General features: G+C 44.3%; 18 protein-coding genes and 6 pseudogenes. 14 read left to right on the top strand and 10 right to left on the bottom strand.

What is annotated here, in order from left to right; all coding sequences use genetic code 11:
• Positions 1–12: 12 nt before the first annotated feature.
• Positions 13–984 carry a UDP-glucose 4-epimerase GalE gene (galE, locus tag GHH_RS16735; RefSeq protein ID WP_015376010.1) on the top strand — a complete coding sequence of 324 codons (972 nt, stop codon included), beginning with the start codon at positions 13–15 and terminating at the stop codon, positions 982–984.
• Between the two features lie 828 nt (positions 985–1,812).
• On the top strand, positions 1,813–3,432 hold the full coding sequence (locus GHH_RS16730; RefSeq protein ID WP_015376008.1) for a DUF262 domain-containing protein: 1,620 nt from the start codon (positions 1,813–1,815) through the stop codon (positions 3,430–3,432).
• A gap of 287 nt (positions 3,433–3,719) precedes the next feature.
• Here the strand turns inward: GHH_RS16730 and GHH_RS18630 are convergent, their stop codons facing one another.
• Positions 3,720–4,151, bottom strand: coding sequence for an alkaline phosphatase family protein (locus tag GHH_RS18630; protein WP_223810856.1), 432 nt, complete (start codon positions 4,149–4,151; stop codon positions 3,720–3,722).
• A 148-nt stretch (positions 4,152–4,299) separates the two neighbouring features.
• Between GHH_RS18630 and GHH_RS16725 the strand changes: the two genes are divergently transcribed.
• Positions 4,300–4,926 carry a magnesium chelatase domain-containing protein gene (locus GHH_RS16725; protein ID WP_015376007.1) on the top strand — a complete coding sequence of 209 codons (627 nt, stop codon included), beginning with the start codon at positions 4,300–4,302 and terminating at the stop codon, positions 4,924–4,926.
• 75 nt (positions 4,927–5,001) lie between these two features.
• Here the strand turns inward: GHH_RS16725 and GHH_RS19750 are convergent.
• Together GHH_RS19750 and GHH_RS19600 are read right to left on the bottom strand one after the other, a co-directional pair.
• Positions 5,002–5,180, bottom strand: a pseudogene (locus tag GHH_RS19750) (transposase); the annotation flags it as partial.
• Positions 5,181–5,192: 12 nt separating this feature from the next.
• Positions 5,193–5,369, bottom strand: coding sequence for a hypothetical protein (locus tag GHH_RS19600; protein WP_015373950.1), 177 nt, complete (start codon positions 5,367–5,369; stop codon positions 5,193–5,195).
• A gap of 175 nt (positions 5,370–5,544) precedes the next feature.
• Here GHH_RS19600 and GHH_RS16720 point away from each other — a divergent pair.
• A pseudogene (locus GHH_RS16720) lies at positions 5,545–6,210 on the top strand (ATP-binding protein); the annotation flags it as partial.
• A gap of 31 nt (positions 6,211–6,241) precedes the next feature.
• On the opposite strand, the gene GHH_RS16715 reads toward GHH_RS16720, so the two are convergent.
• Positions 6,242–7,417, bottom strand: coding sequence for an ISL3 family transposase (locus tag GHH_RS16715; RefSeq protein WP_015376005.1), 1,176 nt, complete (start codon positions 7,415–7,417; stop codon positions 6,242–6,244).
• Between the two features lie 127 nt (positions 7,418–7,544).
• Between GHH_RS16715 and GHH_RS16710 the strand changes: the two are divergent.
• The 6 genes and pseudogenes from GHH_RS16710 to GHH_RS16685 all read left to right on the top strand — a co-directional run.
• Positions 7,545–7,808: pseudogene (locus GHH_RS16710) on the top strand (ATP-binding protein); the annotation flags it as partial.
• A gap of 5 nt (positions 7,809–7,813) precedes the next feature.
• Positions 7,814–8,290 carry a transposase gene (locus GHH_RS16705; RefSeq protein ID WP_015376004.1) on the top strand — a complete coding sequence of 159 codons (477 nt, stop codon included), beginning with the start codon at positions 7,814–7,816 and terminating at the stop codon, positions 8,288–8,290.
• Between the two features lie 276 nt (positions 8,291–8,566).
• Positions 8,567–8,857, top strand: a complete 291-nt coding sequence (locus tag GHH_RS16700) for a DUF3467 domain-containing protein (protein WP_190304974.1) — start codon at positions 8,567–8,569, stop codon at positions 8,855–8,857.
• Positions 8,857–9,252: a hypothetical protein gene (locus GHH_RS16695; protein WP_015376003.1), complete on the top strand. Its 396-nt coding sequence runs from the start codon at positions 8,857–8,859 to the stop codon at positions 9,250–9,252. The genes GHH_RS16700 and GHH_RS16695 overlap by 1 nt, the downstream gene beginning before the upstream one ends.
• Entirely contained in the window at positions 9,221–9,478 is a 258-nt protein-coding gene (locus tag GHH_RS16690; RefSeq protein ID WP_011888351.1) for a DUF2283 domain-containing protein, read from the top strand. The genes GHH_RS16695 and GHH_RS16690 overlap by 32 nt, the downstream gene beginning before the upstream one ends.
• Positions 9,478–9,809 (top strand): annotated as a pseudogene (locus GHH_RS16685) (NAD-dependent epimerase/dehydratase family protein); the annotation flags it as partial. The gene GHH_RS16690 and the pseudogene GHH_RS16685, both read left to right, overlap by 1 nt.
• Positions 9,810–9,869: 60 nt before the next feature.
• On the opposite strand, the gene GHH_RS16680 reads toward GHH_RS16685, so the two are convergent.
• From GHH_RS16680 to GHH_RS16660, 5 genes are all read right to left on the bottom strand, one after another.
• Positions 9,870–11,003 carry an IS4 family transposase gene (locus GHH_RS16680; protein WP_015376001.1) on the bottom strand — a complete coding sequence of 378 codons (1,134 nt, stop codon included), beginning with the start codon at positions 11,001–11,003 and terminating at the stop codon, positions 9,870–9,872.
• Between the two features lie 318 nt (positions 11,004–11,321).
• Positions 11,322–12,725: a M20 family metallopeptidase gene (locus GHH_RS16675; RefSeq protein ID WP_015376000.1), complete on the bottom strand. Its 1,404-nt coding sequence runs from the start codon at positions 12,723–12,725 to the stop codon at positions 11,322–11,324.
• A 13-nt stretch (positions 12,726–12,738) separates the two neighbouring features.
• Positions 12,739–13,998: an amidohydrolase gene (locus GHH_RS16670; RefSeq protein WP_015375999.1), complete on the bottom strand. Its 1,260-nt coding sequence runs from the start codon at positions 13,996–13,998 to the stop codon at positions 12,739–12,741.
• Positions 13,999–14,030: 32 nt separating this feature from the next.
• The gene (locus GHH_RS16665; RefSeq protein ID WP_015375998.1) at positions 14,031–15,557 is read right to left on the bottom strand and encodes an AbgT family transporter; all 1,527 of its coding nucleotides are present in this window, start codon (positions 15,555–15,557) and stop codon (positions 14,031–14,033) included.
• A 158-nt stretch (positions 15,558–15,715) separates the two neighbouring features.
• Complete coding sequence (locus GHH_RS16660; RefSeq protein WP_015375997.1) at positions 15,716–17,014, bottom strand: hypothetical protein; 1,299 nt, start codon at positions 17,012–17,014, stop codon at positions 15,716–15,718.
• Between the two features lie 413 nt (positions 17,015–17,427).
• Here GHH_RS16660 and GHH_RS16655 point away from each other — a divergent pair, with 413 nt between their 5' ends.
• From GHH_RS16655 to GHH_RS16645, 4 genes and pseudogenes are all read left to right on the top strand, one after another.
• Complete coding sequence (locus GHH_RS16655; RefSeq protein WP_015375996.1) at positions 17,428–19,758, top strand: glycoside hydrolase family 3 N-terminal domain-containing protein; 2,331 nt, start codon at positions 17,428–17,430, stop codon at positions 19,756–19,758.
• Positions 19,759–20,007: 249 nt separating this feature from the next.
• Positions 20,008–20,164 (top strand): annotated as a pseudogene (locus GHH_RS19745) (phosphomannomutase); the annotation flags it as partial.
• A gap of 108 nt (positions 20,165–20,272) precedes the next feature.
• Positions 20,273–21,271 carry a DUF4003 family protein gene (locus GHH_RS16650; RefSeq protein WP_015375995.1) on the top strand — a complete coding sequence of 333 codons (999 nt, stop codon included), beginning with the start codon at positions 20,273–20,275 and terminating at the stop codon, positions 21,269–21,271.
• 142 nt (positions 21,272–21,413) lie between these two features.
• Positions 21,414–21,619: pseudogene (locus tag GHH_RS16645) on the top strand (GDP-mannose 4,6-dehydratase); the annotation flags it as partial.
• 54 nt (positions 21,620–21,673) lie between these two features.
• Here the strand turns inward: GHH_RS16645 and GHH_RS16640 are convergent.
• Entirely contained in the window at positions 21,674–23,044 is a 1,371-nt protein-coding gene (locus tag GHH_RS16640) for a GntP family permease (protein ID WP_015375993.1), read from the bottom strand.
• Positions 23,045–23,086 lie beyond the last annotated feature (42 nt).

Below are 23,086 nucleotides of genomic sequence, written 5' to 3'. Positions count from 1 at the left end.
GGGGGATTGTATATGATTCTCGTTGTCGGCGGAGCCGGTTATATCGGAAGTCATTTAGTGAAAGAATTAGTGGAAAAAGAGCAAGTGATCGTGCTTGATAACTTATCGACTGGCCATCGCTATTTAGTGGATGACCGCGCGGTGTTTGTGCAAGGGGATTTAGGGAACAAAGCGGATCTTGAGCCGATTTTTGAAAAATACCCGATTCAAGCCGTCATGCATTTTGCGGCGAACAGTTTAGTCGGCGAATCGGTGGTGAATCCGCTGAAGTATTATCAAAACAACGTTGCTGCTACCTTAACGTTACTAGAGACAATGCTAAAGTATAATGTGAAAAACTTTATCTTCTCGTCAACCGCGGCGACGTATGGGATTCCGAATGTCGAATTGATTACGGAAGATTGCCCAACAAATCCAATTAACCCATACGGCCGTTCGAAGTTAATGATCGAACAAATTTTAGCGGATTTTGCTTCTGCGTATGGTTTGAACTATGTCGTCCTTCGCTACTTTAACGCGGCTGGGGTGCACGAGTCGGGAGAAATTGGCGAAGACCATAACCCGGAAACGCATTTGATTCCGCTTGTCTTGCAGCATTTGTTAGGCCAGCGCGACAAAATTTCCGTCTTCGGTACGGACTATGATACACCAGACGGGACATGCATTCGTGACTATATCCATGTCACCGATTTAGCGAAGGCGCATATTTTAGCGCTGGAAGCTTTATTGTCAGGCAAAAAGAAAACCGCCATTTACAACCTTGGCAACGGCTTAGGCTATTCCGTCAAAGAAGTGATTGAAACATGTGAAAAAGTAACCGGCCGCAAAGCGGTAATCGAATACACTGACCGCCGTCCGGGCGACCCGGCGCGCCTTGTCGCTTCCTCGCAAAAAATTTACGAAGAACTTGGCTGGAAAGCGGAATATTCGCTTGAGGAGATTATTGCAAGCGCGTGGAAGTGGCATAGCCGAAATACTAAGTAAATTCAAAGCCTCCTGTTGAAGTAATTCAGCGGGAGGCTTATTTATGTTGGAGGTGACTGTTGTGACGAAGAAAAAGAATCTGCGACCAGAAACCGAGCGTTTCAAACATATATTGATCAAAGCGTATCAACGAGGGGAATTGTCCGCAATATGACCGCGAAAGACATGGTTCGGGAGCTTGTTCATCAGTTAAAACCAATTTTTAAAGGGAATCATCATAAGTAGTATTGGGAGGTATGTATGTCATCGTTTCAACAGCTGCCAAAGTCGATAAAAAACGATCCGCTACATTCTTCAAGATGTCCAGTCGCTGGAGGAGTTGGAGTGGATGGAAAAATGATTTATATTCAAAAACGGAAGAAGGAACTGAATCGTTTCAACCGGGGAGGATGGCGCTTTTGGCGAATGTGGTTATTGACGCATGTGGGGGATTGCTTTATTCGTTTGTGCGAATTTATTTACGACGGATATGTTCTGAAATGTAAAATTACGAATTCCCTCTATGTTTTGCATCATGGTTATAGAGATCCTCTGCTTCCTCTTCTAGCTATACCCGCTGCATCCATTTCATTGGTGAACTTCTCCATAACTACCCCATAGATGCTTCAAGATTGCTTTTTGTTATCTTCGCTTACGAGGAATCCTTTTTTACATAAAATTTCTTCCTCAATCATTACAAAACTATGATATGGATTGGTTTTTGAGAAGAAATCATTAATACGGTTGGGGTCAACATGTGTGAATAAGGGGAGAGTTGTAAAAACGTAAAATCTGTATTATAGATGTATGTGTAAAAGTAAATCTGGCTACTGGGGGAGATGATGCTAAATGGAGGCAAGTGAAAAAAAGATCAACGAGATACTGACGGAAAACAAAATTTATGAAATTCCTCCTTATCAACGGCCGTATTCTTGGGAGAAAAGCCATGCGCGCGAGTTGATAGAAGATATTTGCCAGGCTTATCAGCGTAATGACCCTGAATACTTTATCGGATCGATTATTACGATTGAAAAAGAACGCAACCGTCGTTATGAAGTCGTAGACGGCCAGCAGCGGTTAACGACTTTAAATATTATTTTTGCGGTTATGAAGCAGTTGATCACGCATCCTTCTAGTGTAGAGGATATTCAAAAACGAATTATGCCGGTAAACCCTTATACGGATGAACCGGAGCAGCCTCGCCTGATAGTCAGAAAGCAAGATCAAGCATTTTTCCAGAAGTATATCCTCATGGGGGAAGATATAAGCTCTGCACAAGAAATGAGTGAAACTCAAGCGAAGTTTTATGACAATATGCTTGAAATCAAACAAGTAGTTTCAGAATTAAGCGAAGTCGAGTTGCGGCGGTTGGTCAATTATATTTTAGAACATGTATATGTTGTCTTTGTGGTCACCGATAACTTTACCTCCGCCTACCGGCTTTTTAATGTCTTAAATGCGAGAGGAATGTCTCTTTCCAACGGGGATTTATTAAAAAACCGGCTGTTTGAATATTGTGAAAGCAAGCCTCTTGAGAGAAGCCGAGTGGAAGAATGTTGGAATGAACTGGAGAATATCGTTGGCATTCGGCAGCTGGATAATTTCTTAAGCCATTTGCGGACTTCGATCAAAGGGAACAAGCAGCAGGAAATTCTTTATCAAGAGTTTGATGAGATCCTTGAAGAATATAAAGAAGCTCCCGCTCGTTTCGCTGAATTTCTCCTGCGCTCGGCTCATCATTATGAAAAAATTATGGAAAACGATTTCGATAATCATCTTAAGACGCAAAAACTCATCTCTTCCCTCCATCGGGTCGCTCATGATGAGTGGATACCTCCTGTGCTTGCGTTTCTAAATAAACCGGTGCCGGATATGGAATTCGCTGATTTTGTTGAATTAATGGAAAAAATCACGTACCAAAACTGGGTTCGCCGGCTTGGCAAAACAAAACGAAATACGGTTTATTATCAAGTGATTAATTTGATCAATAAAGGATGTTCAGCGGATGAACTGATTGAAACGGTTAAAAAATATGCGGATAATAAAGAATTTGAACAATTGATACGTGCGGATATTTACCATTCTCCTGCTGTAAAAGCAATACTCCTTCGCTTGGAACAAGAAAGCCAAGATCAGAGCGTGGTAAAACAATTCCATGGACGAATTACGGTGGAGCACATCCTTCCGCAAAAGCTAAAAGATGAATATTGGATCCAACGTTTCACGCCTGATGTTCATCAAGAATTGGTTCATAAGCTTGGAAATTTGACTTTATTGAGCGGTGTGAAAAATTCTGCTGCACAATACTATTCATTTGACCGTAAAAAGGAAATTTACGAAAAACGAAACAAAAAAGTATCGTTTGATCTTACGAAAGAAATATTAGAGGAAAAGGAATGGACAAAGGACCAAATTCTTTCCAGACAAGAAAGACTGGTCAAAAAGGCAATGGAAATTTGGAGCCTGTGACCAGCATAGGCGCCTGCCGCTGGTCGAAGGCTGTTTCGCTAACGAAGCCATTGAAACATGTAAAAAAGCAACCAGCTGCATAGCTGTCATAAATATGCCGCCCGGGCGCCCCGGCGCGGCTTGTCTCTTTCTCGGAGAAGATGGATAAGGAACCGGGCTGGGAAGCGGAATATTCGCTTGAAGATAATATTTTCAGTGCATGGAAGCGGCATCGTGGAAATGTGAAGGAAATACAGAGCCTCCCGCTGAAGGAGTGTTGTCAGCGGGAGGCTGATTGTTTATCTGCGTCAATCAATCAGTGTTAAAATCCAATCTTTTAAATCAATCATGCGTAAATGTTTTGGGGACGAATCGGTGCCAGTTATAATCATCGGCACTAGCGAATCTTGTTTATGAAGCCCCCCGTGGCTTGCTCCTCCAACATGAGTTGGAGAGCCTTCACCGATAAATTCAAATCCCGGTTTAGCACTTGCAACAAGATAATTTCCTCCATGAGAAGTCAGCGAGCTGTACAATCGGGCCAGTGCATCCGGATATTCATCATAAAAAATCTTATTGTTCTTTACCGTAAGATTCAAAACGCCTGCATCTCCTGCTAGATCCCACGATTGTTCATACTCATCCACCAATGGCCCATTCGGTTTAAAAATGAGTCTTCCCGGCCGAACTCCAGATATGACGTGCACGGATTCTTTTTCCATCCAGGCAATGACATCCACTCTGTCGTCTTTTGCAGCGTTTTCGCGATATCCGGAAGTGGCGCTCACCACCCGAAATTTGTCGAAATATTGGTAATTGAAAGATAAAGAAGAGGGTATTACAATGATGGGTGAGAACTAATGTTCTGTGATTGGGAGGGATGGATGAGTGACGGTGAAGATTTTAAGCATTGGGTTGAGGGGGTTAGAAGGGTATCGGGTGCAGGTGGAGGTGCAGGAGGTGCCGGGGATTGCTGCGATGGTGATTGTTGGGTTGCCGGATGCGTCGGTGAAAGAGGCAAAGGAACGTGTTCTTGCTTCGCTTTATGCTTTCGGATGCGACTTTTTTGATAAAAGGCTCGTTGTTCATTTGTCTCCGCCGGAGCGGAAAAAGCATAGCCCGATGTTTGATTTGGCGATGGCGATTGGGATTTTGAAGGCAATGGGCAAGCTGACAGCGCCGGTTTCCCCCGATGCAGCGTTTTTAGGTTCATTATCGTTGGATGGAGCGATTCAGCCGGTGGATGGCATGCTTCCAGCGATATTGGCAGCAAAGAAGCTCGGTTTTCAAAAAGTATACCTTCCGTATGATCCCACACTTCCGCTTCATCATTTGAAAGATCTCGATTGTATCTTTGTTCAGACATTGGAAGAAACGGTGCAATATCTGCAAGGACAACGTGTTCTTTCGTTATCCCCAGCTTTTCGCACTCCTGAAATTACGAACTCCCCGCGAAAGCATCATCGGGATTTTCAATCGATTATTGGCCATCATCAAGCCCGAGTTCGACAGTGACTAGGCAAACAAAATGCCTCTCGACCCTTGATACAAAAGGGACGAGAGGCATTTGAGCACACTTCGGGCGTGTATCTAGGGGCGAGGATGGATGCCTAGGATCTTCGGAGGAGGTTCCAGCCCTAGAGCCGCAAAGAGTTGCGCTTGTTTGGCCGTCAGCTCGGTTCGTTGATCAAGGTCTCCGTTTTTGAAGAAAAATGTCCAAGCATAAGACGCTCGCATTCGTCCCTTACTTTCGGCCACGATTCATGAGTCAGGAGAAAGGATCACGAAATGCTTTTGGCCAGACGCTCCAAGACAGCGCGATCCACCTCGTCTTCGCGCCCAAACGAATCAATCACCTTCGTTTTCGCATATTTGACCTTCGGATCCAATTCGTTGTGAGCAAGCTGGAGATACGCCACGGTCGTTCCATCTTTATTTTTGCGTGTTACTTTCCGCATGTACATGCCTATATTATAAACGATATTTGGCTATTTTAAAAGGTTAATTTGTCAAGTCGTGTGCCTATGAAATTCAGCGTTTTTTTCTAGGATCCGCATCGTGAAATCCTTGATATTACAGCATTTTAACCATTTTCATTTGCCTAAAATGGTCTCAAAACTGTCGAACTCGGGTCAAGCAAAGCGTGCATTGGAGATCGCAGCGGCAGGCGGACATCACGTGTTAATGGTTGGACCGCCTGGGTGCGGGAAAAGTTTGTTGGCGGAAACGTTTCCGACGATTTTGCCGAGCCTTTCTCATGATGCGCAGTTAGAGGTGATCAGTTTGTACCAGCTGGCAGGGGAAAAAATCGAGAGCGGCCATCCGCCTTTTCGTCATCCGCATCATTCCGCTTCATCGGTTTCTTTAATTGGCGGGGGAACGCACCCAAAGCCTGGCGAGGTGTCGCTGGCACACCGCGGTGTTTTGTTTCTCGATGAAATGGCGGAATTTGCGAAAAAGACGCTGGATATGCTTCGCCAGCCGTTAGAGACGGGGAAAGTGACGATTAGCCGTATTTCGTCGACGGTGACATATCCTGCGGACTTTATTTTGCTTGGGGCGATGAATCCGTGTCCGTGTGGATATTTAGGCTCAAGAACGCGCTATTGCACATGTAGTCCGAAACAAATTCAAGCGTATCGAAATCGTGTTTCCGGGCCGATTTATGACCGGATGGATGTTTTATTGTCATTGGAAGTCATTGATTTCACCAAAGAAACGAGGGTTTCGGAATCTTCGGAAACCATAAGGAAAAGAGTAGAAGAAGCAAGAAGAAAGCAATATGAACGTTACGGAAAAGGTTCATCACCAAAAGTTGTACTTGCACCTGTCATGAAAGTATGTTAGCTGTTTCTAGCCGAACCCGCAATGCAAAACGCTGGATATTTCTGTATCCGTATCCCCGACGTTTCATCAGCTTGATCTTGTTATTTGTTCCCTCCATTTTCCCATTTGAATAAGGGGATAAAATGCACGATATGATTTCGTCTGTTCGTTTGACGAGTGATTTTGCGATGGCGCGAACAGCAGAACAAGGACAAAACAAATACCGATGAACCCAGGCGTTCAAACGACGTTTCGCTTGTCGCTCGCTTTGGCTTTTGGATACATAACGAAAATGTTGAAGGGATTGATAGACAGCCTGCAAGGAATCGCTCTCTTTCTGCCACTCCCGCACCGTTTGGCGCTCCTCCTCGGTGAGTTTCTCGGGGCACTGGGTCAATAAGCGGCAAACATACCGAACATGCCCGTGTTTCTTGTTCCCTTTTCCGAAGGATTGGCGGCATCGATCCAACGCTTCCGTAAACAATTGAATCACATGAAAATAATCGACCACATGCTTCGCTTCCGGACACACCCCTTGAATGGCTTTTTTCATCGCTGGAGCCAAATCGCTCACGACATACTGAACAGAACCAGACACAGGAGCCAACACACGTCCAATGGCTTCCTCGTTCTTTCCTGCTTCAACGGCATACACTTCTCCCGTTTCGGCATCCATGACTGCCACTCCGTAATCATGCCCTTTTCGAAACGCAAACTCATCGACACAAACTGCCTTTGGTTGGATGTCATTCGATAGGAAGGAAGGGGCATGGGTATAAAACCAGCGTTCAACGGTCGTGTACGGAAGCTTGAGCATACGAGCCACCGCCTGAATGGATGTTCCGATGCAAGATTGCGCCACCCATTGCTGAAACGCATCCGTCGCTGCACTTCGAGGGGAAATTCCGGGATAAGACGTGCTGAATGTCATGCCACATGTACAACAACGTCTACGCTCCACAGGGAGTTCCACCCAAAAGATGCCGATCCGTTGAGCATACCCATGCATCCATTGCTTCTTTTTTCCTGTCATTTTGATCGTGCGTTTCAAGCAAACAGGACATAACAGGCATTGTTCGGGAAGAGAAAATTCGAAAATCCAACGTTCTTCTTCTTTTCGCACCTTTTGAATCAAAACATCTGGTAAATCGATGAGTTCTTTGATAAACTGAGCGTACATGCGAATTTTCCTCCAATGGTTTGGTTTGGACACCTTTACCATACAGGAAAATTCGCATTTTTTGTACCCTCTATTTTCTCTATGCACACCGATCTTCAATGATCAAGTACAACTTGTGGTGAAGAGCCACGGAAAAGAAATAACGAATGGGCGTGTTTCTTTTGATTTATTAATGGAAAAAAGCCCGCTTGCCAACAGGCAGCAACTTCTGTTGCAGCAATGGGCATCCCAGCATCAATGGAGCAATCGTGTACAAACGAAAATCATTCGGTTGGCAAGGACCATTTCCGATTTAAAGGGAACCGAAGAGATAGCGGATGAATCGCTTTGGGAAGCGATGACGCTAAGATGGCTGAAAACATATACGAAGCAACAGGCAACAGCGAGGTAAAAAGAATGGGACGGCAAAAGCGGATCTGGGTGCCCCATCGGTTTTATCATATCGTTTGCCGCGGCAATCGGCGTGATCCCCTATTCAAGGAAACAAATGATTTTCTCGCTTTTCTCCATATCCTCCACCAGCTTCACGAAAAAATCCCATTTGAAGTAGCCGCATATTGCCTTATGACGAATCACTTTCACCTGCGGCTGCGCTCACAACAGGAGCCGATTTCGAAAGTCATGGCGCTCATGAACAAACGGTATGCGAATTATTATAATACTCGCTATCGTTTGACGGGACATGTATTTGAAAAACGTTATTATGGTAAATGGATTGACAATGACAGTGGAATGTTGGAAGTGAGCCGATATATTCATCTCAATCCTGTAGAAGCTCATATGGTGCATGCGCCGGAACATTACCGATGGAGAGTTTATTTGTATATGCATCCAAAATCGCTGCCCCCGAAATTTATGAATATGGATGCATGATTAGATTACTTTTCAGGCACAAAAACAGAGCGGAAGAAAAAATATGCTGAATTTGTGAGGGGGTGAGGGTGCCTGTCACTTGTCAGCCATCGAAAGCGCGTGGAAATGGCATCAGCGGAAAGGACGATGATTAGGCTACCCCTTGGTGGGGCGGTTTATTTATAGGCATTTTCTATATACAGCGGTTTCCCTAATGAAATGAGTGCAAGAAAATTCTTTAAGGTGTAAAATATAATTACAATACCGTTTTAAAATAAAAGGGAGAGGAAAGGTATATTGGAAGGGAATATGGAAAAGAGACCCTTCAATGTTTATTGTAATTCCATTAGTTTAAGTATGACTCTTCATGATATTATCCTTAATCTTCAACAGCAATCGCCCGATGAGAATATATACCTCGGAAAGGTTACTATGAGCCCACAACATGCCAAACAATTTGCCTATTTGTTATTGAATTACATTAAGCAGTATGAAGAGATATTCGGTGAAATCCCTTCCCCGCCAAGCGAGGAAAAGATTCAGGAACTTTCGCAATTAGGTATTATTGGTGTGAAGAGTGAGCAATAATGGAAGGTAACAAGATCAATACAGACTACATATTTATAACTGAGGACCCTTTAGGCAGAGAGGTGCGGCTTAAAAGCACAACATGGAATTATCATATTGTTGGTGGGGATCATACAAGGGAAGAGTTTATAGGCCAAGAAGATATGGTCAAGAGCGTCATGCAAGATCCTTGTTTTATATTGCCAAATAATCCGGACGATCAGCATGATACAAGACAAAAATATATAGATCTTGTGCAATTGCCTAAGTTTAAGTCGCTAAAGGCATTGGTCGTTATTGTCGACCATGAAGATGAAGCGTATGGTGACGTTGTTACCGTCATCGCCAAAAGCAGGTTAAACCAAGAGACAGGAGGTGCGATTTATGTTCGTCCAAAATTTACAGGAAAACGTTAAATACTCCTATGACTATGATCACGATGTTCTTTATATTTATTTGGGCGAACCAAAAGTGTCGTACGATGACGAAGCAGCTCCTGGTGTGTTTATCCGGTTTTCTGAAGAGGATGAGGTCATTACTGGCATTGTGATTATGGACTACAAGAAGCGGGATATTGAGCGTATAAAGAAGTTTATACCGGTGAATATTAATTTTCATATGATTAACGAACAAATCCATTAGTTTTGGCCGATTTTGCCTCTGGCATGGACTCAACTATATCATCCTTCGCTACGTTAATGCGGATGGGGCGCACGAGTCGGGGGAAATTGGCGAAGACCATAACCCGGAAACGCATTTGATTCCGATTGTCTCGCAGCATTTGTTAGGCCAGCGCGACAAAATTTCCGTCTTCGGTACGGACTATGATACACCAGATGGGACATGTATTCGTGACTATATCCATGTTACCGACTTAGCGAAGGCGCATACTTTAGCGCTGGAAGCATTGTTGTCAGGCAAAAAGAAAACCGCCGCTTACCACCTTGGCAACGGCTTAGGCTATCCGTCAAAGTATGGACATATTTCCGCGAACTTGGGAAGCAAAATAAAACAAATTTTAGACGAGTGTTGATTATCCAAAATTAGACATACGCCTTCCATAAATTTGGGCATACTCAAACAAAGCAGCGGCCATCCCGGATCTCCAATCGAGAGGAAGCTGCCCAGAGAAAAAACGGCGAACGAACGAAATGAAGGAAAGAGAGACGTTCGTCTGTTTTTTGGTTTGATCATACAGCCATCGCAGCAACACATACGCGATGAACGCCGCAAACAGTTGGTTGTATACCGCATCTTCCGTCGTGCCAAACAAGGTCGGGACATTCAGATATTGCTTCACCCAACGGAAAAAGACCTCAACAGTCCAACGTTGTTGGTACATGTCGGCAATGGTTTCCACAGACGCATGGAAGAGGTTCGTCACGACCCGAATGTCGCGGCCATTCGCATCTCGAAAGATCACCACCCGGTGACGCTTGGTGGAGCGGTATTGTTTCGTTCCCAACTGGCACGTGAAGTCGGCTTGAACCGATGAAGATGTGCTGGAAAGGCGTTTCAAGCTTTTTTTCTGATGAAGTTCGATGTTGTCCTTCATCCGAATGACAAAGAGCTGATGCTGCTCCACAAATCGATCGAGGCGTTCGATTTTGAAATACGCCCGGTCTTCCACCAGCACTTGTTGAGCGTTCGTCAACTGTTCTCCCACCGGGCCATCGTGACGCAGTCCGATGGTTTCCACCACGTCTGCCGGCAACGAGGATTCCGGCGAATACGCGACGTGCAGCTTCACTCCGGCGCGTTCGCCGTGATACGGCGCCCATGGCAGGCGGTTTTTCCCGACCGTGACGGTCGTCGAATCCACCACCCGAAGCGGTTTGGGAAACCGAAGCGAACGGCGGGTTTGGCGGTTGCACTTGGAAATGATCAACGCCAACAAGCGTTTCATGATGTCATAGGGAACTTCTTTCGCTTTCTTGGATACAGTTGAATAATGGAATCGCGGCAATCCATACAGAGGCCCCACATCGGCTCCGTGGCGAAAGCTTTTCCATTGATGCATGGCGGCCAGCAGGAAGAAGTGAATCAACTCGCGCAACGTAAAGGTTCGAGACGAATCACGATACCCAACCGCTTCGGCAATCAGTTGAATCTCTTCATCCGAAACAAGTTTTTGCATCAAATTCGGGAGTGTGGTATGCTTGTTCATAGAGAGCACCTCCTGGGTTTGTTTGTGTCGCTACTCACATTCTACAGGAAAGGTGCTCTTTTTTCTATACCCTTTGGATTTTATTGGATAATCAACACGCCTGAAATTTTAGTTTTTCATGCTATCTTACAGGCCTCGGACACGCTTCACGGTTGTTGTTAGGTGTTTATCCTGCAGCGGGGAACGTATCCAGTGCGCCTAATTCAGCTGAAGCCCCTCTTGTTTTGATGATAGGGCATACCCGTGCATCATACCATACCAAGAGGGACTTTCTCAAACCTCTGAAAAGCTTCTAATAGGAACGCGCTCTCTGGAAGGCTATTTTCTGGCAGATGCCGCTACCCCTTTAGGAATTGGGCAAACATATTTTTTTCCATTCAACCGTTCGTTCAACTCGGCTTTTGCCTGTTCAATTAACTCTGGGTTTTGTAACATGTCTACGGCAGTAGCGGCGAGCACCTTTCCTGCATGCAGCATTCCTTTGTGCGCAATCGATGTAGCTCCGAGTGTTACCCATTGCCAAGAGTGGGCAGGGGAGCCGACAACGAAACAGGCTGTTGTACATTGAGCGGTAGGCGCAATCCAGCTTACATCTCCTACATCGGTAGACCCGTATAGCGAAACAGGGCTGTCATAAGGATTTAAGCGATCGGCCAGCACTTTATCCGCTAGGTCCGGAAACATGGTTTTGGCAATGTTTAATTCCTGTTCGGACAGGGTTTGACGAACGGCTTCAGCCAGCTGTAATTCTTGCTCGTCGTGAACCGGAACGCCTAGTTCAGAAAAGTTTTTGTACATGACCGATTCTAAAACTCGGTTCGGAATTAAATTGGAACACGCTTTATCAAACACAATCTCTACTTCTGTTCCTGTCATGAGGGCTGCCCCCCGGGCGATATCGCAAACCCGCTCGTAAATTTCCTGTACTTGGGAAATTTCAGGAGCGCGAATTAAATACAACACTTCTGCGTAAGACTGTACAACATTGGGTGATATTCCGCCTGTATGGGTGATGGCATAATGGATTCTGGCATCCTGAATAATATGCTCTCTTAAATAATTTACCCCGATATTCATTAGTTCAACCGCATCGAGGGCGCTGCGTCCCAAGTGTGGGCTTATCGCTGCATGGGAGCTTTTTCCCTTGAACTTATAATAGACTTGAAAGTTAGCTAATGAATGGGCAGAAAAAATGCCGTTATAGTCCATCGGATGCCAGCATAGAGCGAAGTCAATATCATCGAACAGGCCTTCCCGTGCCATGAATGTCTTGCCTGAGCCGCCCTCTTCTCCCGGGCAGCCATAGTAGCGGACAGTTCCGGGAATCTTACGTTCTTCCATATATTGTTTTAAGGCTACGGCTGCGGCCAATGATCCTGCACCGAGCAAATTATGGCCGCAGCCATGTCCACTGCCCCCTGGAACAAGTGGTTCTTGTTTCGCTGTTGCTTTTTTTTGGCTTAATCCTGCTAATGCATCGAATTCTCCCAAGATCGCAACAATCGGTTTTCCATCGCCATAGCTTCCGATAAAAGCCGTCTCGATTCCGCCAACGCCTCTCTCAACGGTAAATCCTTCTTGTTCCAAGGTTTTGCAAAGCAATTCGGCTGATTTGTATTCTTCAAAGCGGGTTTCTGCATATTCCCATATTAGATCGCTTACCCGAATAAATATGTCTCTTTTTCGTTCAATCAGCTCAGAGATTTTTTGTACATGAGACATGCATAAACTCCCCCTATTTCTTTAATATCCGTCTAGCGATACGATCGAGTAATTCTACACTGTGAGGAAGAACCTCTTCCCGAATATCAAATTTCGGATGGTGATGGGGTGCTGGATGGTCGGCCCCTATAATCATATAGGTTCCTTTTCCGCCTCGTTCCTGTACTCTGCGTATCATGAAACTTGCATCTTCGCTTCCCATCGAAGTAGATTCTATCTCTTTGAAAGAAGAAAACCCCTCAACCTTCTTCGCTTCCTCTAGAACAATCGTGACTAGTTCTTGATCACAAAAAATGGGAATCGCCGCTCCGATCACTTCAATTTCGTGCTGAAGCCCGTGCATGGCGGCACTATGGGCAATGATATCGCGAACTCGTCTTTCTAATTCTGCATTTACTTCTTCTGAAACCGAACGGGTTTCTAATACCATTTTTGCATAGGAAGGAATAATATTTGCCGCTGTCCCTCCTTCCAACACCCCTACATTGACGCGTGTGGCACCCGAACTAAATCGCGGAAGGGCATGAATATTCAATAATGCGGTACTCGCGCCCAATAAGGCATTTCGGCCTTTTTCTGGGGAGGCGCCTGCATGGGAAGACACCCCGTAAAAATGAGCAGCCAATTTCGTGCTTGCTAAGAAGCCAGACGTTCCGCCATGAATTTCTCCTAAGGGAACGTTGGCTCCAAGATGTTGGCAAAAAATGAAGTCCACATCATCCAGGAACCCCTTTTGCACAATGGCATAGGCTCCCCGTACTCCTTCCTCGGCAGGCTGAAAAATCAATTTTACTGTCCCCGAGAAGTTTCTGTCGGCTAATCTTTCTGCTAGACCCAACCCGATGGCAGTATGTGCATCGTGAGCGCAAGCATGCATATTGCCTTCGTATATAGAACGGAACCCTGCAGCCTTTGGAAAATGGTCGTCATCTGTACTTTCGCGGATCGGCAATGCGTCCATGTCAAAACGAAAGGCTACCGTAGGACCAGTTTTTTTTCCTTTTAATATTCCAATGACCGCAGTGTATCCATCCTTCATTTTCTCAATAATCTCGGGATTGGCTCCATCCCGCAAGGCTCTTTCAAATGCTTCATTAAGTTGTTCTTCGGATGGCAATCCTCGTCTAGAGTCGCCATCCATAGCATCTTGTCCGTATATTACTTCATAACCTAGAGAACTTAAAATTTCTACCACCTTGGAAGCGGTGCGAAATTCAGTAAAGCCTACTTCAGGGTGCTTGTGAAAATCGCGTCGCAATGATACAACATCCAAATCAACCAACTCCTTTATTTATTTTGAGGATGTTAATGTGCAGAAATGCCTGGGCCAATTGGCAGATTAAACATATACCAAATAAACATCATGACGACCCACGCAATATAAAACATGATCGCGTATGGCAGCATGGTAGAGAGAATAGTTCCAAATCCTGCGTCCTTTTTGTATCTTTGGTAATAAGCCAACATCATCGGTAAATATGGGTTCATAGGAGTAATCGTATTGGTTGCTGAATCTGCGATACGATAGGCAATTTGGATAAAAGCAGGATGAAAGTCAAGGAGCATGAGCATTGGTATAAATACAGGCGCCAAGACAGCCCACAATGCAGAGCCGCTGGCGATAAACATACTAACAACAAGGGTGAGCAAGGAAAATCCGAGCAGAATCGGAAATCCAGTTAAGTCCATGCTTTTAAGAAAATCGGCGCCTTTCACCGCCAACAGTATCCCAAGATTGCTCCAATTAAAGAAGGAAATAAATTGAGCGATGACGAATACGAGTACGATAAACCCCGACATGTCTTTAATCGATTCGCCCATTAATTTTGGGACATCGGCTTGACTTTTAATGCGTCCCATCTTCAGTCCATAAGTTACGGATACTGCAATAAAGAACAACAGAATGATCGGAATGATTCCTTTTAAGAATGGAGAATTCAGAATTCCGCCTGTCTCAGGATCACGCAATAGCGACCCCTCCGGCACAACGAGTAAAGCGATGATGACGATGTATATAAGGGCTGTGATTCCCGTCCATTTCAGTGCTTTGTTTTCTAAGTCTGACAATTTAACTACAGACGCTTGGTTTTCTTCTTCATAAATGCCTAAACGCGGTTCGATGATCTTGTCGGTAATCCATGCACCAATAAAGGCCAATACAAAAACAGAGACAGCCATGAAGAACCAGTTGTCCACAGGAGTTACAGCGGCATTGGCGTCAATTGTTTTGGCTACTTCTGTACTAATTCCGGAAAGCAACGCATCCGTGCCGGCAATAAACAGGTTTGCCGTAAAGCCGGATCCCACACCAGCGGCTGCAGCGACAAAGCCAGCCAAAGGATGGCGTCCTACGGCCGCAAATAGCATAGCGCCAACGGGGGGAATAATTACCCAAGCAGCATCAGAGGCGAGGTTTCCCAAAATACCTACAAATACAATGGAAATACTAAGAAGAGCCTTCGGAACGCTGATCATCATTTTGCGAAGGACTGCTTCAATTAATCCCACTCTCTCGGCCAAACCAATCCCGAGCACCATGATCAATACCAATCCCAACGGCGGAAAGTCGGCAAAGTTGCTTATTGCGCTGGTCAATATCCACGAAATTCCCTCTTGGGTGAGCAAACTTTTCACTACAATCGTTTCGCCGTTTCCTGGATGAGTGACGGACATTCCAGCCAACAGAGCTGATAAAATCATGACAATAACAGCCAAATAGATAAATAGCATAAACGGGTGCGGAAGCTTATTCCCAACTTGCTCAATCCACCTCAAGATCCCTTTTGGCTCGAGTTGCGGTGTCGATCCCGCGACTTCCAAATTTTTTGACATAAAAACCCTCCTTTGTAAAGTGAATATATAACGAAATTTTCGTTAAATTGATTATACATACCAGAACTCTATATTTCAACATAATTGTGATAATTCTTAACAATTAAAATTTTGATGATTGTTAACAAATAAAAAACATCCCGTTTTGGGATGCTTCATCAGTTTCGTAGTTTATATATTTTACCCGGTCTTCCACGGGTGGATGATTGTTCCTCGCCTATACATTCGGCTAAACCGGCTTCGCATAAACCTCCTATAATGCGTTGAGCGTTTCGTACAGTCATAGATAGGTGAGAAGCCAAATCTGCTGTTGTAAAACCACTCCATCCCATGCGCTGCACTAGTGCCTCAATTTTCTTATAGGTCTTCGTACTAATATTCGCTTTCTTTAATTTCTCCACCATTTCCTTATTATCCGAACGATAGGAATAAGCCAATTCCTCTTCCTGTCCAATAGATTCAATGATCAAACCGCTATCATCGATAGCGACAATCCCGCAATCTCCTTTGGCTTTTGCATGCTGGACAGCCATACGGGCATTCATTTCCGCCGAATATCCAGTTTCGCCAAATCCGATTCCTACTGCAACTGGAGCGCCTACATCCAAAGATATTTGTTGAACTGTACTGCGCAGCATCTCAATCTCTCTTTCGATCGCTCCCCGGGAACTGAAGATTTGATACCGTCCATTTCCGTTTTCAATCAGGGAGCCATCAATTTGTTCAACAAAAGGGAGCAACGTTTGCTGTATTTTTAATTCCATATGTTTTAAATAGTAATGTGTTTTAGATTTCTCCGCAATCCGGTCAAATTGATCAATTTCAATAATTTCTACGCCAATTTGTGTATCTTTAAAATAGGAGCTTTTTACTTTCTCTACAATAATTTTCAACGCTTGTCGAATCTCCATTTTGGTCATAAAGATCCGATAAACAGGGACACCTTCTTGTCTTAAAGTCTGATAAACAGCATAAAGGCTGGTCAAAACTCCTTTCGTTTTTCCCTGTTTCCATAACTGCAGATGGAATTGAATGAGTTCATCCCGATTATAGTTTTCATCAAATTGGCGAACATAGATGTTTTCAATCGGGATCTCTAGTTCCAGCAGTGATTCCTCAACATTTTCCGATTGAATCATATCAATGGAGATTCCTTGTACAACTTGCTTTTGATAGTAAGCCATTTGTAGAAGGCACTTATAAAGACTCGAACCAGTATAGGGAGTATATACATAATTGGCGTTATGGCTCAACACCTTCTTAGCCATAATATACGGAACAGGCCCTGAAAAAAACCATCCATCTACTTGGTTCTGATGTTCTTTTACAATTTCCTTCACTTCTTGGGCATCTTCATACGGAAAAGGTATAAATTGAATCTCATGTTCAAATTCATTGGAAACAGTTAGAACCCGTTGGATCGATTGTTGAGGGCCTACTAGTCCAATTTTGTGCATGCGTCCATTCCTCCTTACGCATTACAATGATAAACTGCTTTAACCTTAGTACCTTAAGAATCATTTTACTATAAGATTTGTTCAGTGCCTGCCTCCACTTGATGAAAGAGAAAAAAGCCCGCGGCAAATGATTGCGAAGCAGTTCCTAGCGTGTTTATTTGATTTTCGGAAGGAGGTGTGGGGTTATTGCTGTATAGAGTGAAGGGGCTTGTTACTTGCCAGTCAATGAGCGCTACCACAAAATATTTAAGAAAATGACAAAAAAGTGAAGAAAAAAATTTAAAATTATTTAAATACTCTGTCTTAAAATTATTTGTGCAACGAAATAAATCAGAAGGGATGGAGGTGGAACATGAGGATGTTGCACAACATCATCGTCTCTACAAAATAAACTGGGGAGGAGGAGTTTGAAAATGAACGGAGAGATAAAGTTTGTTAAGTTTTTTATTATGGCGTTCTTGCTTCTTAGCCTTATTTTACCGTATGTGAAACAAGACGGGGCTGCCTACGCTAAAAAATCTGATAAGCCTCTATACTTGAATCCAGAGGCGCCTATTGAGCAAAGAGTGAAAGATTTGCTGCAGCGGATGACGCTGGAAGAGAAAGTGGGGCAGATGACGCAAATTAATGTAACAAGGCTCATGGGAACAAATGAATGGGATCGGGGACCGCTGAACCCTGAATGGATGAAAAAGATTTTTGTAGACAATCATGTTGGTTCTATTCTAAGCGGCGGCGGAGCGGCACCAGTACCGAACAATCCGGAAGAATGGGCTAAATTGACAAACGACATTCAAAAATATGCGATGGAGCATTCGCGTTTGCATATCCCGATTATTTACGGTGTTGATGCAGTTCACGGACATAACAATGTCCTCGGAGCAACCATTTTCCCCCACAATATTGGACTCGCTAACGCATGGGATCCAGAATTGGTCGAAAAACTTTCCGCAAGTACTGCAAAGTCTGTAAGAGCGACCGGCATTCATTGGAATTTTGCCCCTGTTGCCGATATTGGCCGGGATATTCGTTGGGGGCGTTTTTATGAAACATTTGGTGAGGATCCTTACCTCGCTTCAAAGTTGAGTGCGGCGGCGGTCAAAGGACTTCAAGGAAAGAAGTTGTCCGATCAAGAAAGTGTAGCAGCCACGGGAAAACATTTTGTCGGTTATTCCCAGCCGCTTAACGGACAGGATCGTTCTCCAGCTGACATTTCCCTTCGCACCTTAAGAGAGATTTTCTATCCATCTTTTCAAGCGCAAATTGAAAGCGGTGTCAAAACCATTATGATAAACAGTGGCTCGATCAACGGCATCCCTGTTCACGCTTCCAAGTATTTGTTGACGGATGTGTTGCGAAAGGAAATGGGGTTTAAGGGTGTCGTTGTATCGGATTGGGAAGATATAATGAAGTTGCACACGGTCCATAAAGTAGCTCCATCATATAAGGATGCCATTCGCATGAGCATCAATGCAGGTGTCGATATGTCGATGGTGCCGCATGATGCAGACAACTTTACGAAAAATTTGATCGAACTTGTCAAAGAAGGAAAAATATCAATGAAACGCATTAACCAAGCAGTAAGCCGCATTTTAACGCTTAAATTTGAGTTGGGACTTTTTGAAAACCCTTACGTCGACCCGAAAAAGGCGGCAGAAATAATCAATGATTCTGACCGTCAGCTGGCGCTTCAGGCAGCCCGTGAGACAATGACATTGCTTAAGAACGAAGGAAATGTTCTGCCGCTCAAAAAAGATGTGAAATCGATTCTGGTCACCGGTCCAAGTGCCGATAATGTGGCAAATCAAATGGGCGGATGGACGATCGGATGGCAAGGGGCCACCAATCCTAACGAACTCCCTCCTGCTGTGACGATCCTTGAAGGCATCAAAGGGGCGGTGTCTAACAATACAGCGGTGAAGTATGTACCGGGAGTGCCGGATGAAAAAGACGAAAAAGATCCGTCCAAAGTAAAAGCAGCGATTGATGAGGCTGTAAAAGCAGCGTTGCAATCGGATGTCGTCATTGCAGTAGTTGGCGAAAAACCTTACGCTGAGGGGGAAGGAAACACGGAAACAGCCGAACTTCCTGCCGCTCAAAGACAGCTTATACAAGCGCTTAACGAAACCGGAAAAGACGTGATTCTCGTTCTTGTTGCGGGCCGTCCGCTGATGATCACGGATCTTGTTGAATCTACCCCAGCTGTTTTAATGGCGTATCTCCCTGGCACAGAAGGAGGAAATGCGGTTGCCGATGTTCTATTTGGCAATTACAACCCTAGTGGGAAGTTGGCTTCGACATGGCCAAAATCCATTGGCCAAGTGCCGATTTTTTATAATCATAAGCCAGGAACAAAGTATGAGCCGTTATTCCCGTTCGGTTACGGATTAAGCTATACGACTTATGAGTATAAAAATTTGCAGGTAACAAACATTATTAGCAAAAAAGGAGAAGCAAAAGTATCCGTGGATGTTACCAATACCGGCAAGGTTGCCGGGGATGAAATCGTCCAACTCTATGTCAATCAAGAATATCGTTCTGTCCTGACGCCTGTGAAACAGTTAGCTGGGTTTAAACGGATTCACCTTAACCCTGGAGAGACAAAGACAGTCACATTCAACCTGCCTGCATCACAGCTTGCCATTATTCCAGGTGACATTATAGGAACGGAACGTCCTGTTGTAGAATCGGGAACATATAAAGTAATGGTCGGCAATTTGACGAAAACATTTAAAATTGAATAGTTGTTTCAAGATGAAAGAATGAACGTAAAATGGCGGGGTTCCCCCTTCAGGCAGACAGTAACCTATGATATTCTTCTAAGTCTGCCGAAAGGGGGATTTTGATTGGAGTATTACACTGCTATGCCTTGAAGATTTTCAAAAATTGATAGGAGGTTGCAGTCTGTTCTTAGTCTTATGTTTTTCGGATCGGTGCGCAGTCTCCTCAGGCATTTGGCTTTGAAAACATGACGTTGGTAAAAGAACAGGGACTTGCCGAAAAACGGCGTCGTTGTGAAAACGATCGTGACATCCGAAATCGGGCCGCACGATTGCCGAGCATTATGGTTTGCCAACGATCGATGCGTCGTTAATCGGATTTAAATTTATCGGTGAGAAGATTCGCGAGTTTGAACGAACGAAAACATACAAACAAGTTCCAATTCGGTTATAAGGGCTGTATTGCTTTTGTTTTTGTGAAACTTTTCGTTTTTCTTCTTCGTAAATGACAATAAAACACTACTGAGGAAGTGATGGGATGTTAACGGCAAGCTTGCAGCAAAAAATAAAGAGATATAAAGATATTTATGTTCAGTTGAAAAATGAACTCAAATGGAAAGTGCCCGATCAGCGCATATTAATGACGGTAGCCTCTATGTATGTAGTCAACCACCGAGAGTTTCACCTGCGACGCTTTCTTCGCCTCAGCAATTACATAAAAGAACAAGTTGGCATGTTCTCTGCGTTAAAATCATATCATCGTTTTCCAACAGCAGCAATTCTTGATATTCGCTTTGAAAGGCCAGAGGAAAAATTTCATGAATTACTTAACTTGTATGAGAAATGTATTCAGTTGGGGTTTGGTAGAGGCTCATTTACCTATTTAGCAGCTTTGGCACTCATGTCCACTGTGGAGGATCATAACGATTACCAAGAAAAGCTGGAAAAGTCACTAGCGGTTTATAAGGGAATGAAAGCAAAGCATTTTTTCTTAACTTCAAACAGTGATTACCCTCTCGCTGTCTTGTTGGCGAATACAGGAGAAGATGTGAATAAGCTGCAGGATAGAATGGAGTCGTTTTACGAAAAACTGTCTGCACGTGGGTTTCGAAAGGGGAATGACTTGCAGTTTCTCAGCCATATTTTGGCCTTAAACAAAGAGACAGAAACAGATTTATTAGTTGAGCGTTGCGAGAGGATAATGGATTTGTTCAAACAATCAGGAACGAAGCTAAAAGCGATGCACTATCCTGTGATCGGGCTATTGGCTTTCGTTGATGAATGGGAGAAAGAGATACCGACGATTCAGCAGATGATAAATAAGCTTCATTCCGAAAAAGTTTTCAAATGGCATAAAGATATCAATATTATGATGGCAGTGAATATTTTTATGAGCGATAAAATGGAGAATTCAAAGTTGTTAGACACAGAGATATACACGGCGATGGAAACAATCATTCAAGCTCAGCAAGCCGCTTTTATTGCCGTTTTGGCAGCAGCTGCAGCGACTTCCTCATCAGGGGGAGGAGAAGGATAATATCTTTCTTATGAAGTGCATTTTGGTGTAGTGATTTTACAAAAATTCCTATGGGCGGATGATAAATTGGAGATAGACGAGAAGGATGGGGATGACCTATAAGTGTCTGATCTCATGGGCTGGGTGCTTGGCACTTGTCGAAGGCTATTCCGTCAACGAAGTCATGGAAACATATGAAAAAGTAACCCACCGCAACGCCGTCATTGAATCCACCGACCGCCGCCCGGGCGACCCGGCGCGTCTTGTTGCATCCTCGCAAAAAATTTATGAAGAGTTGGGATGGAAAGCGGAATATTCGTTGGAACAAATCATCAAAGCGGGTGGAAATGGCATCAGCGGAAAAGGTAAGGAGGACAAGCCACCCCGTAACAAGGGCGGCTTGTAAGTTTCATTTTTGTTGATTTATCCGAAAAATGCATTGACGATGAGTAACGTAACCAGAGACGCTGCCCATGCCAGTGTGGTTGGAATAGACCATGTCAAAATTTGTTCTTTCACTTCTTTAATTCCTAACATGCGGTTAATGACCCAAAATAAGCTATCGTTAAAATATGAGAAGACCATTGCACCTAAGGCGGCTGCCTGTGCAGCCAATGCCATATTGACATCTAATTGTTGCAAAATAGGTGCTGAGATGGAGGCGGCGGTAATCATGGCCACGGTTCCGCTACCTTGAATCAGTCTCACAATCGTTGCGATGATGAAAGGGATTAAGATGGCTGGGAGATGTAATTGCGCAACTTGTTGGGCAATATAATCCCCGCTTCCACTCTCCCTTAGGACGTTCCCGAGCGCCCCACCGGCACCGGTGACGAGGAGGATGATTCCGGACGTTTTGATTCCTTCCTCCATTTGGTCAAGCGCTTCAGAGCGCTTCACATGGTGATATAATCCGTATATGGAGAAGATCAATCCGATTCCAACTGCAATAATGGGCGAGCCAAGAAATGTGATGTAGTCGTAAATTCCTCCCTTTAATTTGAGGGCGGTGACGGTTGTATTCGCAAAGATTAATATAATCGGAACGAAAATAGGAAGCACCGATCGTGTTAGTGAAGGTAAGTCTTTCTTTTCCTTAGATTCAAGAAATTCCTGGACCGTGATCGGATTAACCGGTCGTACATAATCTAAGCCTGTTTCATCAGGGATTTGATATATTTTCTTTCCAAGCCATTTGGCATATAGGACGCCTACAACGGTAACGGGGATGGCAAAAACTAATCCCCACGCAATCATCAATCCGACGTCAACTCCAAAAATTCCCGCAACACCCAATGGACCGGGTGTTGGTGGCACCGCATGGTGGGTGGCGACGAGCCCGGCTCCGAGTGCCACGCCAATGGTGAGAACGGATTTCCCGGTTTTTTTAGAAAGGGCTTTCACAAGCGGCGTTAAAATCACAAAGGCTGAGTCCACAAAGATAGGGATGGAAACGATATACCCTGTGATCGCCATTGCCCATTCTTCTTTTCGTTTTCCGACCCATTTTACAAGCGTATATGCCATTTTTTCAGCAGCACCGGATACTTCTAAAATGCGTCCCATCATCACTCCGAATCCAATCACGATTCCTATAGATCCTAAAGTGGATCCGAATCCTGCGGTGATCGCGTTGATGACGTCGGGAGCAGACATGCCCCCAACCAGTCCAGTAATGGAAGCTGCTATGATCAGAGCCAAAAATGCGTGAATTTTCGTCTTAAGTACTAGGAAAATGAGGATCGCTACCCCTAATACAAGCCCGAATATCATTTGGGCGCCCGATGCTTCCAACGCTTATACCCCCTTTTCATTCCCCTTTTGTTGCCTAGACCA

This window comes from Geobacillus sp. GHH01 (genome assembly GCF_000336445.1).
Taxonomy (GTDB): Bacteria; Bacillota; Bacilli; order Bacillales; family Anoxybacillaceae; genus Geobacillus; species Geobacillus zalihae.
Note: the sequence above shows the minus strand (reverse complement) of the source record. Positions and strands in the feature narration are given on the sequence as shown.